This window comes from Pelosinus fermentans JBW45 (assembly GCF_000271665.2).
In the GTDB taxonomy this organism is placed as follows: Bacteria; Bacillota; Negativicutes; order DSM-13327; family DSM-13327; genus Pelosinus; species Pelosinus baikalensis.
The window spans coordinates 640,805-655,424 of sequence record NZ_CP010978.1 but is presented as its reverse complement, the minus strand read 5'-3'; the positions used below and the strand labels follow the sequence as shown (position 1 = coordinate 655,424).

Below are 14,620 nucleotides of genomic sequence, written 5' to 3'. Positions count from 1 at the left end.
ATTTATATATATGCCAGTAAGATATTTTATGTGCAAAAAAGAGTTTTTAAAACTATTTTGAAATTGCAACATAACACTTTTACCTTGATGCGCATAGAATATAGCAACCCAATATCAGATTTTTAAACAAAAGGAGGATCTAGTTCAATGAATTATCCTAAATATGATTGTCATAAACCCAAACCAAATCATTGCAAAATGGATGACAATGACGATTATGATGACTGTGAAATGCCTTGTATGAAAGAAAAGCCTGACCATGATTGCTATTCTACGATGTGCTCTGATATGGACAAAATGAAATGTAAAATGGAAAAAGAATGTGTTAAAACCTATAAAACATATTACAAACTGTATCGAGTATGCCAATATCGACTTTATAAGTTATGTCCTTGCTGTGGTCATGAATTTGATTATCATAGGCATCGCGGCATGTGCCCAAAATGCGGCGTTTCGATCTAAGTTTTCAATCCCAGGAAATTTTTTAAAAAGACAAAACACTTATCGAACCACAGAGGCGCAGAGAACACAGAGAAAAAATAGCTATCCTCTGTGTTCAATATGCCTTCTAAAACTTATACATCCTAGTATATGTACCAATTAAAAAAGGGACCCTACAGCAACTAAGCCGTAGGACCCTTTTTTTATTTATTTACCAATAAACTCTTGTACCACATAAGCTGATCCGTTGCTATTATAACGAACACCAACGCCAACATCTGTGTAATTCTTATTAAGAATATTTGCCCTGTGTCCAGAGCTGTTCATAAAGGCAGTTTCCGCAGCAGTCACATTATTATTGATGGCTAGGTTTTCGCCTGCATAGGTGTAGCTGATACCAGCATTCTTCATTCTATCAAAAGGGGTCTGACCTTCAGGATTATTATGGGCGAAGAAATTACGATCAATCATATCTTGGGCATAATCTCCAGCAAGACTTGTTAGCTGCGAATTCGTTTTTAAAGCACTCAAGCCATTCTTAGCTCGGTCAGCATTTAGTAACTCAACAGCCAGCTTTTGATCTGCTGTCACATTCTGACTGGAAGAAGTAGTAGTGGAAGTATTTCCAGACGTCGTATTGCTATTCTTGCTGGCTGAGTCACTATCATGACTTCCGCCATGATTTCCCGCAATTAATGCAATTACGCCAACGGCTAAAAGCCCTCCCAACAAGTCTTTATTATTCTTACTCTTCTCTTCCTTAATCACAGCAGCAGTTTCCGGTTCAGCTGCAAAAGCAGGGGTAGCAAAAATGCTGCCAAAGGATGTCGTAATCAAGGAAACTGTCATGAATCCCAGGGTTGCCATGCTGCATAATTTATGGTTTCTCAATACAATTACCTCTCTTTCTAGTTTACATAATATATTTTTCTTTTTGGATACGGTTATATATATTCGCTCTTTTATTGATAATTCCTGTTTTCCATCCTTGGTAATGTTTACATAACTATAAACATTGTTTAAACATAAAAGATTTTGAACCGCGAAGATACGAAGATTATGACGTAACCACAAAGACGCAAAGGACACAAAGGGTTTATACTTTTGTGTTTCCTTTGTGTGCCGTATCAGCGGCATTGTGCCTTTGTGGTTCATAAATTCTTATATCTTTTATGGGTACAAAAAATAAAACAAGCGACATCTGCCGCTTGTTTTATCTTAGGTAGCATTGATTCTACGCTTTTTGCTTTTCCACAGCTGCTTGCATCCTGCCCATCCATTTAGTACTGCAAACAATGCTGCCCCACATAGTGCTAGACCATTTAAAATTTGGCCTTTAGCCACTACAACCAGACCAGCTACCATTGCCACTATGCCGATTACCAGGTGAGCACCGAAATGCAATCCCCAGAAAGGCCAATATCGCCATAAACGAATTTCTTTCCCTCCCACTACCTCACCCCTTTTATATATGATGAAGCATCACTATAATTTCATGAGTCATATGGCATAGAAGGTACTATCCCTAGCGCAGACATGGTTATGCTTCTATCTTTAGGCCTGCATTTTATAAGCAGTAAACTGACTAACATAATCTAAAATTTCCCCTGCCGCCAAAATACCAGCCTGATTTGTAAACTGAACGGATGAAATGGGCAGCGTTCCCCTAGAATAGCTTTCCCAGACTTCCCCATGTCTCGGCGCGATTGCGTAGTCAGCCTGCTCTAGCATACACAGATCTAATAGAGAATCGCCCGCAGCAATAACCGTCTTTTCTTCTAATAAATCTTGTATATATAATACAGCATCCCACTTGTTTACTACCGCCGGTACCAGATATAATTTTCTGCCCTGTAATGATATTTTCCAATTTTGAGATTTTGCCCATAAAGAAAAACTGGCAAGCTCCTCCGTTGGTATGTTCTCTCGCTCAACGATACAATAATGAAAACAATCATCTGCCAATTTTAAAGATCCGGCCCATGAAGCATGGCTAATCTCACCAAACTGCGACAGTATGTCTTGGGTACACAAACACATTTGCGACACATTGCTTTTTACTTTATGATTCCACTCTTGGTCTATTACACCATTTACAAGTACATTTCCCCCATTACTTACCACTCCATAGACAGGAAGAATTGCATCGCGAAATAAAGAAATGCGCCGGAATTGTTCTATCGTACGTGTGGTCACGGGAACAAAGGAGGCTTGAGAAGCCAGCTGCAAAAGATGTTTGATTGCATCATCAGTCATATAGGAGATATCCCGACCATTATACGTTTCAACTACACTCATTGCCGGTGATTGATGATCAGGCAATAAGCGAAAGGACCGGGTAGAGTAGATGAGTGTTTGATCAAGATCACTGGCAAATAACATTAGTCAGTCTCCTCCCATCGTTTTAATCAAGCCGCAGCAAGAATAAGACATTCCAGTAAATTCTTCCACTGCCACACCTCGGTCTTTTGCTAATAAGAGAATATGCTGCAAATTAGGATTCTCTTTGTTATCGATTAGTATTTTCCAAGGAACGCGCCGTAATAACACTCGGGTGGTTTCACCCACGCCAGGTTTGATCAGGTTAATATCAGGCAAATTAAATGTAACTTGTAACTGCTTTATTGTATTCAGCCCTGCCCAAGTAGGTACCTGTAAGTCACGAATATGTTTTCGGGCCATCTGGCTGGCTTTATGGGAAATCAGAGGATACTTGTCTACAATGGTATCAATAAATAGCAGAGAAACATCTTCCTTGATCCATTCTTCATAGAACCGTGCACCATGAAAGTCAGTTTCATCAATCAGCTCTTCCACATGGACAGTACGGCTCACTAAACCTGATACAGTAGAGTTTAAGCAGGCACTGGGAATCAAAAAGTCTTCTCTTGTCCCATATAAACGTACACAATGCCCCGGATCTGCTAGAACAGCTAAATCAGGTTCTACTGTTTCTCTATATTTTTGATTAAAAATAGTACATGCTTCCATGAGCTGATTCGTAATAGCTCCCTTACCAGTCCAGCCATCGATAAACTGTATGGTGGCATCAGGATGCTGCTGCCTGATATAGAGCAAAGCATTTTCATCAATACCTTTATCACGAATAATGGAAATACTGTAGTGAGGCAATGAGATACCAAATTGTTCCTCTATATAACGCTTAATTAAGATTCCTATAGGTGTCCCTGCACGAGCCAGTGACACTAAGACAAGGCCAGTCCCCTTAAGATGGATAATCTGCTCTGCCACACTACCAGCAGCCAAGGCAATTTTCTCGGCAGTTTCCTGCAGCACGTTTTGAAATAAAGTCATATATTCAGGTTTAGGCTGATATTCTACAGGCAACATTTCTGAATAATGCCTGCCACCTTGTATCGCAGCCTCTCTGATTTGATTATCCAGTTCAGGAACAAGTCCACTAATGTTTTTAAGCAGGAAAACAACATCCTTGGGGTTGTAGCTGCCAATAGGTTTAGGATGAGGAATCATCGGTTTGATCAAATTGCGACTAACACAGGTTACAAGATAAATCCTACTCACGCCGATTGGCGCTAGGGCCTGCAATAAAGATGCTAAATCGTTATCCTCTACTTCTCTTTCAAAAAAGATAAAGATTTCATCGTAATAAGCAGAAGGAATATTATAGACATAATTGGCAATGGAACCATCCTCTGGATTGGCAAAACAAATCGCCTGCTGTACTCCATAGTTTTCCCGCTGCACTGGATAAATCGGACTCCTGGTGGTGGACTGAACACTCACCCCTTCCCCCATATAGCCCGCGATGCGAAAGGGAATATACATAAACTCCCCTGTCCCCAGGCACAAGGCATTTTTGCCCTGTCTTTTTTGCTTCAGCCAATTGCCGACCTTGCAATATGCTTTTTCTATATCATTCTGCTCCTGAGTGGTAATACCAAATCGCCCTGTGGCATGCAAATAAGGAATATTATTTTCCTCAGCCTTCGTATTCAACGAGGAAAAATTCTTCACCATACCTAAATCATCTTTGATGATCAATTTCTCTACAATCGGCTCTTCATGTTTTTGAGCAGCATAGGAAAAAGGTTCCTGCCCATCGGCCATAGGTTCTCCCTCTACTGCAATCTCCCCGGATACCAAGGAAATGGTATGAATTTGTATTTGTAGTTCTTTTTGGACCTCAAGGTACTTTTGTTTGTCGGCTTTTGAACGCCAATCCAAAAGAGAGAGTACGGCATACTTCTTACGAGGATATTGCTGTTGTATGGCACGAATGAAATTTAAGGCTGATTTACCAGTAGTAATCTCATCATCGACTAATACAATTGTTTCGTCATTGGCAAACCATTCTCTTTCAATCCCATAACAATAATGATCCACAGCGTGGCTATGCTCTTCTGCGAAATTCAATACCATATCGGCACCTACGATATTGTCCCTGGTTGTGTGAATGTACTTAGCGTTCTGAGCAAAACAGCTAAAAGCGCCATGCCCTAAAGCAGTAGCGGTTTCTGCAAATCCGATAAACAAGGTTTTTTCCGGCAGGGGCAAAGGATTGCTCTTTATATATTCCCAAGCCGTTGTCATGAGGGATAAATTTGTAAAAGCCTTAGAAAAATCACAATTCTCCTCAAAATCCCTTTGCTGATACATCACACTGGCATAGCGTGATGCTAAAGCCCCGCCCCCTAGTAAGGGAATCAGTGGATGAACCGGAATGTGCTTCCCCAATATTTTACTGACAAACAAAAAGCCGCGTTTCGTATTTTTTCGCGCGGCCATAAGAAATAAATTATCGATAGGAATTTTGTAAACATTCGTAACAACATGTACCTCAACCTTTAAATTCTCCAGAATATCATAGGAATACACATCAGGTAAGCAAGCTGGTAAAGTTATGTTGTTCATGAAACACCCCATATATTTTTGATTTTATCATTATTTTTTGCGCCCAGCGGGTATGAGGCTTGATTTCATTCATTTTATTCCCATAGGCACTAGAAACAACTCCTACATCCCCATGAGATTCTGCCAGGATGCTGCATGCATCCATATACTCTTCATGGGTAACAACACATAAAGCCTGTACAGGTTTGATATGACTTGGATGAATAATTGTCTTACCGATTAATCCATTGGCTTTGTCTAAAACAATTTCATGCAGTAAACCATCCATGTAACGATTCACAAGTGCATCCCGCATCTTTTCCCCTGCTTGTCCTAAATTATCCGTAAAAGGTCCCTGACGCAATAAAGGCTTTAAAACCCGCTCACTAGAATAAAACTCCCAAACAGGACCCGATACCACATAACCACTATCTAATCGAGTAAAGACATTAATAATATTGTCAATACAGCTGCGAATTACGGAAATATCATAAATCGTCATATCAGGACTGCGCCTTAAACCAAATAGACCGGAAAAATCCGTTGCACCAATACGCACATTCAGCACTAGTTTGCGATAAGAATCCAGCAGTTGCTTCACTTCGAGCAGGCTTTTTTGCCTGCTCTCCATATACATAATCTCTGGTGACTCCAAAATAGGCATCCCATAAATCGGCTTTGTCTGGCATTTATTAATCTCATTAAGAGCCTCAAAATAAAGACCGCCATTCTTTGCTGTAAACTTTGGAAAAACAAAACCTGTTAGCAAGGCTGCATCTTGCCCTAAAAAGTGGGTAACTCGCCACATTTGTTCTACATCCCGTATTCGCACAAAAATAAGTGGAATATCAGCTGCCGTGATGCTACCTTGGCTGAGGACTAAAGCGAGCTGCTGTATCTGCTGCTTCATCATACTCTCTGCCTCTGATACCTTATTATCACCAATCGCATCTTCCAGACACAGAACCATGGACATTAAACCTTTTAACTTGCCGCTAATCACATCTTGCGCAATGGTTTTGCGAGTAGCAGGCATATATAAGGTTGCACCCAAAGCATACTCTAGCAATGACTGATCATCTATCCTTATCAATTGGGGTGACAAATAAAAGATAGCTTGCTCCTCTTTAGGAGAAAGGTAGTTGAAGTAGCGCATTATGAAGTACGTTTACGTAAATGATGGACCACAAAAGTACCAAGGAATATGACTATCAACGTAGAGAAAAACACAACTTGGCTGACATGAAAATCAAAAACAGATGCCATCATTTTCGCACCAATTATACCAATTATAACATATGCTGTAGTTTCCAGTTCAGGATAACGTTCAATCAGCGTCAAGAAGATCTGCGCCACCCCTCGCATCATCATGACCCCGAAAATCCCTCCCAGATACAATACCCATACCTGATCACTAACCCCAAAAGCGGCCAATACACTGTCAATACTAAAAGCAATATCCATGATCTCAACGGCTAATACCGTACGCCAAAAACCATGAGGCGCTTCTGGAACTGCTGCTTCATCCTCATCTTTATTCTTTTTCATAAAGAACTGAATCGCCATCCACAATAGATATAAAGCACCGGCAGCCTTTATCCACCAGATCTTAATTAAATAGGTTCCCACCCCAATGGCAATAAAACGAAAGAGGTATGCACCTAAAATACCATAAAACAATGCCTTTTTCTGCTGATCCTTCGGCAAATGCTTTACCATAATTGCTAGTACTAGGGCATTATCCGCTGATAAAAGCCCTTCCAATACAATCAGGCTACCAATAATGGCCCAGTTCATCGGATTATAAATAACCCCGAGAAACTCCGTCATATTAAAAAAATGGGAATAGTTCCCTAAAATTCCTGTAATAAATTCAATCATTTATTGATGCTCCTCTTAATCCTTCAAATTTTATTATTTACTTGGCAGGAATCAGGCTCTTTGCCCACTCACCAAAAGCTTTCGGATTTCGCGTCTGAATCAACACTACACCCGGTCCTTTAAAACGGCAGACTAGCATTTCCCCCGATGTAAAACTAGATATCCAACCGGATGTTGCCTTTTCAATTTTGTAATCCATATAATCCGGCCAGGCAACCAGATGATTATTATCAATAATCCGTTCTTCTCCCGCCTCCAGATTAATGGCATGAATCGCACCATAGGAGTTTAAAAATACAGTTCCTTTACCACTTACTTTCAATGTGAAAAAGCCCTCTCCCGAGAACATCCCCTGCATTAAGTTCTGCATTTTACTGGAGACTTCAATTCCCGTAGAACCAGCCAGAAACCCATCTTTTTGTACAACCAAACTATAACTGCCATCTAAATCAACATCGATGATATCACCAGGTATGGATGGGGCTAAGGTAACTTCACCAGAACCACGCCGTGCAGTAAGAGTCTGAAAGAAAAATTTTTCTCCTGCCAGCATCCGCCCAATACCACCTAACAAACCACCTTCCATTTTACCTTCCACATCAATACTTGTGGACATCGACACCATGGCATCCGATTCTGCTTTTAAAAAATCGCCCTGCCTTAATTGAACCTTTAATAATGGAAAAGCACCTGGATATAAAATCTCGTAATCCACAATAAACCTCCACCGTAAATCAACTGTTCTTGGTCATTCCATCACTATTTTTTACCAGCAGTCCAATTAAAGCCAAAACCATAGGCCTTATCCAGCTCTTTATGACCGCCAAAATATCTTTCCAGTTTTGTCACAACTAATTGTTGATTTTTATTTTCAATTTTTATTAAACCACACATGATTTTACCTTTATCCGGATTATCGAGACGAATGATAATATCAGCACCGTTCTGCTGCTTGACCGTAACTACACCTTTAGCAGATTCCCAATTAGGGGCTCCTTCATAGATGTAAGCAAAGACAATAACAAAATCCAATGCTTCCATTTTGGTGAATCGTAAGTTCTCACCATCTGCACTCAGTCCTGTTCGATCGTCTTTATCCAAAGCGATATAGGGAGAAGAGGACAAAGAACCAAATAATTCGCCCAATGCCTGAATCACACCCTGACTGCCATCTTTTAAACGATACATACAACCTAAATCAAGATCAAGAGTGGATTTGGACAAAAAGGAAAACATACCTTTTTTCTCTATCGTTGAATCCCATTGCAAATTAACTCGCAGCTCCCCGGTTTTCTTCGTCAGATCAATTGCATGAGAGTCGCCGCTTTTGGTAAGGTTGATTGCTGCTGGAATTTTAGTTTTCTTCGTCATGTCGATTTTATCAAAAAAGCTCATATCCATAATCCTTTCTACCGTTTATCAATTCGACTTTATTGCATTATACCACTATCGCATCACAAGGTAAATAATGGAAAACACAAAGACACAAAGAATACAAAGCAGACACCAATCCTCTTTGTATTCTTTGTGTCCGCGGTAGCGGCCTAGCGCCTCGTGTCTTCTATAGCAGCTGCTATTTAGCCTTCAAAATACTTGTCAACAAATCCTTGCAAACCAGAATTGTATCCTTGTCCTACAGCTTGAAATCTCCATTGACCATCTTTTTTGTATAACTTGCCAAACTCAATGGCTGTTTCTTTGGAGAAATCTTCATCCAGTTCATATTTCGCAACTTCTTTATTTGTGTCTTGATCATAAAGGCGAATAAAGGCATTGCTAACTTGTCCAAAATTTTGTCTTCTCTTTTCTGCCTCATGAATAGTAACGACAAACACTAATTCATTAATAGCACTATCTATTTTGGCTAGTTCTACAAGAATGGTTTCATCATCTCCATCGCCCTGACCAGTCAGATTATCCCCTGTATGTTTAACCCCACCATCCGGTGAAGTTAAGTTATTGTAAAATATAAAGCTTTTTTCACTCGGTATTTTCCCATTTGCCCCTAACATAAACACCGAAGCATCCAAATCAAAATCCGCTCCTGTATCCGTGCTGTTTGTATCCCAACCTAAACCTACACCGACTTTTTTCAAACTAGGTGCTTCTTTAGACAAATTGATTCTTTCACCTTTACTTAAATTGATACCCATAAACTACCTCCTAATTAAGTTAAAAGTCTATTAAGCGACACTTAAACCGAAATTTGTACAAAGTGCCGATAAGCCGCCTTGGAAACCGCTGCCGATAGCATTGAATTTCCACTCACTGCCATTGCGATAAACTTCTGCTAAGACAATCGCCGTTTCAATGGAGAAATCTTCTCCTAAATCATAGCGAATGAGCTCTGCACCTGTTTCTTCATTGAGTACGCGAACGTAAGCATTGCCAACTTGTCCAAAATTTTGTTTACGAGCATCCGCATCGTGAATGGTAATGGTAAACGCAATTTTTTGCACATCAGCAGGAATTTTGGAAATATCAATTTTGATTTGCTCATCATCCCCGTCACCCACACCGCTGCGGTTGTCACCGGTATGTACCACTGCTCCTTGCGCCCCTGTCGGATTATTGTAAAATACAAAATCCTTTTCATCTTTCACTTTTCCGGCTTCTCCAAGGATAAATGCAGAAGCATCTAAATCAAAATCATGACCTCCATCGTACTTATTAGTGTCCCAACCTAAACCGATAATAATATTCTTTAAACCAGGATTACTTTTTGTTAAATCTACTTTCTGTCCCTTACTTAAGCTCACTGCCATTTCATTACCCCCTGTTTATTTTTAACTATATCGCTTAACTACAGCACTAATCGAAAGATCTTGCGTACTCTCGCCAAGAGCAGCAAATTTCCACTCTCCCTGATGACGGTACACTTCGCCCACAATCAGTGCCGTTTTACCAGCATAACTTTCCGTCAAATTATAACGGGTTATCTCTTGCATGTCCGATTTATTCACGACTCTAATAAAAGCATTTTTAATCATGCCAAAATCTTGTTTACGCTTCTGGCAATCATAGATATTGACAACAAATACGATTTTATGAATATTTGCTGGTACCTTTGGTAACTGGATTAAGACTTGTTCATCATCACCGTCACCGCCGCCTGTACGATTGTCCCCCAAATGGGTAACACTGCCGCAAGGACTTTTCAAATTATTAAAGAATACAACATTTTCTTTGCTAGTAAATTTCCCATTGGCATCTAACAATAAAACGGAGGCATCGCAATCAAATTCAGCCTTCTTACCACCACCAAATAGGCCACTTAGAAATCCGCCACCATTACCACCAGACTGCTCCACCGGATCCCAGCCTAGGCCAACAATCAACTCGGAAAGTCCAGCATTGCCTTTGGTTAAATCAATCTTCTGACCCTTTTGTAAACTAATTGCCATAACTAACCCCTTTCATGTCAAAATCCCATTACGTGGTTTTGTCCATGTATATTTCTAATATACATATAATATCACGTAGTTTTAAAAACTACAATACTTATTTTATATTATTTCTAGATGTAGTTGTCACAATTCAACATATTTTTCTATTTTTTTCTTCATCATAATCAGTTTTCCTATTAGCATTCCACTATCTAGTAATTATATTCATATAATATAATTATAATAATTTTGACATCTAGCATTAAAAAATATTATAATACTAGTGAGGTGTATAACATGGTAATAACAAAATCAGTTTTAGAAGGCTTTGCCACAAAATTACTCGATAATGAATTAAAAGTGGAAGATATCCCTTCTATTAAACAATATGCAGACCAAGTAACAGAATTACTAAACAGCAAACTGAACCATCGCCGTAAAGGAGATGAAACCAGCGTTGCAATCACGAAAGCAATGATTAATAATTATACTAAGAATGGTTTACTCAACCCCTCGGACAAAAAGAAATATGACAAAAATCATATTATCCTGCTAAGCCTAATCTACCACCTCAAACAAGTTCTTTCTCTAGATGATGTGAAAACCATCTTTAATCCAATTTTAAGAACCCTAGGCCATCCAGAAGAAAAAACATCCATTATTGCCCTTGATGATATTTACAGAGCATTTTTAGAGTTTCAAAAAGAAGAGTACTTCGATGCTTGTAATGATTATGAGGATCGCTTTAATAGAGTTTGCGAAAAAATCAATAATCCCTTCGAGAACAACGCAAATAAAGATATGGTAGAAAAATTTCTAACTGTATTACTGCTGGTAGCCGAAGCTACTGCCGCAAAACAGCTCGCCGAAGAAATGATCGATACCTATTTTAAAGTGCAAGACTGAAAAGACATAAACGAACCACAGAGGGATTTCTTCTTTTGTCATTATCAAGAAAATCCCTCCTAAAAAAGGGTATAGAAAATGCGTGGGAAAAAAGATAATCGAACCGCAGAGACGTAGAGAACACAGAGAAAAGATAGATAGGGTTAAAAATCCCCCTCTGTGTCTCTGCGGTTAATCGTTTTATTTGCTCTGTTTGTCATTATCAAAAAAGCCCCTTAAACATAAACAAACCTCAGTACACTCTGCATCCTCTGCGTTCTGGCGTTTGGACGTTCTCCTCAAAAAGTTAGACTATTGAGAAAGCCCTGCCAATGATTTTCAGCATCATTGATAGGGCTTTCTTTTTTCACATAAGTATTTATTTTTAATAAGGAGTCTTTGGTAATCCGAGTCTAAATTTTCCCCGTGTTTCAATCCCTCCTACGCCATCGGCACCTGTTACGGATGCAGTGATGGCATCACCGATATCAACCGTTCGATTGATGGGAGTAAATGCAACTTTTTCTGCAATAAACACAGGATCATAGGCATGAATAAAAATTCGAGTTGGGGCACTGGCAAAATTAGCCCCTGCTATTAAAATGGCTTCAAAGTAAGATTGGCAGGCACCAGCAAAAATCACCAAATCATCCTTTGATGGTTCAAAAATTCTAGCCTTCTTGACGGATTCTATAAAATATCTAGAATTGCGATAATTATTAATATCTCTGAAGTCTTTCTTGCCACCCCCTAATAACGCATCATGACCAGTTAAAATTAAAATGTCAGGACGATACTCATCCACTAAAGCAATCACATGCTCTGGCTGCTTTGATTCCTCAATACATCGACCGACTGCATCGATGTTCATTTGATGATAGGTTTTTAAACACATAGCAAGGTACTCTTCGTCTCCGTCCAGATGCAGTACACGACCCGGCATTTCAAAGTATTCATACTTTTTTGAGTGCTCTGCTCGCACGTTATTCACTTTTTCCCTTTCCATACTGCGACGCATCAAAACTCTTTTCACTGTATCATTATGCACACTTTCCATATGCAAAATTTCATTACGCAGGTGTTCTGCTCCTACTCGTTCTAAATCACTTAACGGCGCATCTGCTACTAACCGCAAATGCATTCCTTTTAATGTACAATGTGATTGCCCTATATTGTCCTCATAAATATTGGTTACCTTAAAAACAACATCACCGCCATGAGATTTCCGAATTACTAAATCCCCTACTGCTACATTAGCCACCCCTATCCCCCCCTTACTTATTACATACTATGTAGCATAAAAAAAAAGTGCCACACCCAAAAAACCTTCCAATATATTTCAAAAAGTTCTGCATTTGGCGGGTAACCAAAAAGACCTTTTCTCAATATACTGTATTACACCTGTGGCCTTTAGGAGCCACATGCACCGCACTCAAAATCTTCGAGGTGATGGCGCATGATCACTGTGGTTGTTCCAGCCAAGAACGAAGCTGGACGTATCGCAACAGTTCTACAAAACTTAAGTACACTCCAAATTGATCACATTATTCTAGTCGCAAACGGTTCCAATGATTCTACCATGCATGAAGTGTTGCAAATTGGCATCCCAAAATTACAAATTCTTTACTTCCACGAACGTCTAGGTATTGACATCCCTCGGGCTATCGGCGCAAAGGTAGCATTAGCATTAGGCAGCGATGTAGTGGCCTTTGTGGATGGCGACATGGTAGGGACATTTGCAGAAAACCTAACTGAACTCATTGACGGGATCTTAATCAAACATTTAGATTTGGCGCTAACGAATTGCTATCCTGCACCACCACGACATATTGAACGTTATAACCCCACCTTCCAATGGAGGCTCAATCTAAATAAAGAACTTGGCTTAGACAAAAAAATTAATTTGGCCACGCCCTCTCACGGTCCCCATGCTGTCTCACGACGTTTCTTATCCACAATCCCAATTCGCGAATTGGCCATTCCACCTGTAACTATGGCTTTATCCAGAATGAATAAACTAAAAATCGACGTGGCTACTACCATTCCGCATTATCAATTAGGTTCATCTTTAAAAACTCATATCCATTGTGCAAAAATCATTGAAACAATTGTAGGCGATTGTTTAGAGGCTATCAGTGTCTTCCAAAATGCTCCTCGAACTCGCCAGTGGCAAAACAAGACCTATACCGGCTACCATAATGAACGTCGTTTCGATGTATTAGATCATTTTTTAACTCCATAAAAGAAATGAGAAGAGCCCCTGCTAGAAACCAAGCAGGGGCTCTTCAACTATAATTTTTACTGTATCCATACATTAGCAATAGCAGCAAATTCTTCTATGGATAACGTCTCACCACGACGCCCACCATCAATACCAGCTTTCTCTAATATTACTTTTAAGGTATCAGCAGGTACACCTGTCGTTTTAAGGGTATTCGACAAGGTTTTACGACGCTGAGCAAAAGCGGCTTTTACCACGCGGAAAAAAATTCTTTCATTTACCTCTACTGGCGGTTTTTCTCTTACAGTACAGCGAATCACTGCTGAATCGACAGCAGGAGGCGGAATAAAGGAAGCCGGTGGTACAACAAACATAATCTCAGGCTTGGTGTAGTATTGAACTGCCACGGATAAGGAGCCATAATCTTTCGTACCAGGGACAGCAACCATACGCTGAGCAACTTCTTTCTGCACCATGGTTACTAGAATATCTACAGGCATATGCGCTTCCAGCAACCCCATAATAATTGGGGTTGTAATGTAATAGGGTAAGTTTGCTACCACCTTATACCTGGGCGCTGCTACTTCTTTTCCAATATCAATACGCAAGATATCACCATGAACAACTCGAATGTTTTCATAACCTTCCAGTGTCTTTGCCAATACCTCGATCAATCTTCGATCGATTTCCACAGCCGTGACAGCAGCACCAGCTTCTGCTAATCCTTGGGTTAAAGTGCCGATCCCCGGACCAATCTCCAGCACAGCATCACCCTGGGTAATATTGGCGGCCTTCACGATACTTTGAACCACATGTTCATCAATTAAAAAATTCTGTCCGAGCTTTTTGCTCATTCGGATTCCAAATCGCTTTAAAATATGTAAGGTTACATCTTTATTTGCTATAGTCGGCTGTTTCATATTACTGCCTCCAA

16 protein-coding genes are annotated in these 14,620 nt (G+C 39.8%); 3 read left to right on the top strand and 13 right to left on the bottom strand.

Annotated elements, in window-relative coordinates:
- Positions 1-147 precede the first annotated feature (147 nt).
- Positions 148-462 (top strand): hypothetical protein, encoded by a 315-nt coding sequence (locus tag JBW_RS02560; protein WP_007958780.1) that lies wholly within the window; start codon positions 148-150, stop codon positions 460-462.
- 186 nt (positions 463-648) lie between these two features.
- Here the strand turns inward: JBW_RS02560 and JBW_RS02555 are convergent, their stop codons facing one another.
- The 11 genes from JBW_RS02555 to JBW_RS02505 form a co-directional block, all read right to left on the bottom strand.
- Positions 649-1,332 carry a CAP domain-containing protein gene (locus JBW_RS02555; protein WP_036681598.1) on the bottom strand — a complete coding sequence of 228 codons (684 nt, stop codon included), beginning with the start codon at positions 1,330-1,332 and terminating at the stop codon, positions 649-651.
- A gap of 327 nt (positions 1,333-1,659) precedes the next feature.
- Entirely contained in the window at positions 1,660-1,893 is a 234-nt protein-coding gene (locus tag JBW_RS02550) for a hypothetical protein (protein ID WP_007958778.1), read from the bottom strand.
- A 102-nt stretch (positions 1,894-1,995) separates the two neighbouring features.
- Positions 1,996-2,823 (bottom strand): HAD hydrolase family protein, encoded by an 828-nt coding sequence (locus JBW_RS02545; RefSeq protein ID WP_007958777.1) that lies wholly within the window; start codon positions 2,821-2,823, stop codon positions 1,996-1,998.
- A gap of 3 nt (positions 2,824-2,826) precedes the next feature.
- A complete protein-coding gene (locus JBW_RS02540) occupies positions 2,827-5,334 on the bottom strand; it encodes a phosphoribosyltransferase (RefSeq protein ID WP_007958776.1) in 2,508 nt (835 codons plus the stop codon).
- Positions 5,300-6,406 (bottom strand): HpcH/HpaI aldolase/citrate lyase family protein, encoded by a 1,107-nt coding sequence (locus tag JBW_RS02535; RefSeq protein WP_235334124.1) that lies wholly within the window; start codon positions 6,404-6,406, stop codon positions 5,300-5,302. The genes JBW_RS02540 and JBW_RS02535 overlap by 35 nt, the downstream gene beginning before the upstream one ends.
- A 62-nt stretch (positions 6,407-6,468) precedes the next feature.
- Positions 6,469-7,194 (bottom strand): TerC family protein, encoded by a 726-nt coding sequence (locus tag JBW_RS02530; protein ID WP_007958774.1) that lies wholly within the window; start codon positions 7,192-7,194, stop codon positions 6,469-6,471.
- A gap of 37 nt (positions 7,195-7,231) precedes the next feature.
- Positions 7,232-7,909 carry a TIGR00266 family protein gene (locus JBW_RS02525; protein ID WP_007958773.1) on the bottom strand — a complete coding sequence of 226 codons (678 nt, stop codon included), beginning with the start codon at positions 7,907-7,909 and terminating at the stop codon, positions 7,232-7,234.
- Positions 7,910-7,953: 44 nt separating this feature from the next.
- On the bottom strand, positions 7,954-8,589 hold the full coding sequence (locus tag JBW_RS02520) for a hypothetical protein (protein ID WP_007958772.1): 636 nt from the start codon (positions 8,587-8,589) through the stop codon (positions 7,954-7,956).
- A 182-nt stretch (positions 8,590-8,771) separates the two neighbouring features.
- Positions 8,772-9,347, bottom strand: a complete 576-nt coding sequence (locus tag JBW_RS02515) for a TerD family protein (RefSeq protein WP_007958771.1) — start codon at positions 9,345-9,347, stop codon at positions 8,772-8,774.
- 30 nt (positions 9,348-9,377) lie between these two features.
- Positions 9,378-9,959 (bottom strand): TerD family protein, encoded by a 582-nt coding sequence (locus tag JBW_RS02510; protein WP_007958769.1) that lies wholly within the window; start codon positions 9,957-9,959, stop codon positions 9,378-9,380.
- A gap of 21 nt (positions 9,960-9,980) precedes the next feature.
- Positions 9,981-10,598 carry a TerD family protein gene (locus JBW_RS02505; RefSeq protein WP_007958768.1) on the bottom strand — a complete coding sequence of 206 codons (618 nt, stop codon included), beginning with the start codon at positions 10,596-10,598 and terminating at the stop codon, positions 9,981-9,983.
- A 279-nt stretch (positions 10,599-10,877) separates the two neighbouring features.
- Here JBW_RS02505 and JBW_RS02500 point away from each other — a divergent pair, with 279 nt between their 5' ends.
- Complete coding sequence (locus JBW_RS02500; RefSeq protein ID WP_007958767.1) at positions 10,878-11,486, top strand: DUF1836 domain-containing protein; 609 nt, start codon at positions 10,878-10,880, stop codon at positions 11,484-11,486.
- Positions 11,487-11,850: 364 nt separating this feature from the next.
- Here JBW_RS02500 and yabG read toward each other — a convergent pair whose 3' ends face one another.
- On the bottom strand, positions 11,851-12,726 hold the full coding sequence (gene yabG, locus JBW_RS02495) for a sporulation peptidase YabG (RefSeq protein ID WP_007958766.1): 876 nt from the start codon (positions 12,724-12,726) through the stop codon (positions 11,851-11,853).
- A gap of 195 nt (positions 12,727-12,921) precedes the next feature.
- Here yabG and JBW_RS02490 point away from each other — a divergent pair, with 195 nt between their 5' ends.
- Positions 12,922-13,707: a glycosyltransferase family 2 protein gene (locus tag JBW_RS02490; protein ID WP_007958765.1), complete on the top strand. Its 786-nt coding sequence runs from the start codon at positions 12,922-12,924 to the stop codon at positions 13,705-13,707.
- Between the two features lie 56 nt (positions 13,708-13,763).
- On the opposite strand, the gene rsmA is transcribed toward JBW_RS02490, so the two are convergent.
- The gene (gene rsmA, locus JBW_RS02485) at positions 13,764-14,606 is read right to left on the bottom strand and encodes a 16S rRNA (adenine(1518)-N(6)/adenine(1519)-N(6))-dimethyltransferase RsmA (protein ID WP_007958764.1); all 843 of its coding nucleotides are present in this window, start codon (positions 14,604-14,606) and stop codon (positions 13,764-13,766) included.
- Positions 14,607-14,620: the final 14 nt, after the last annotated feature.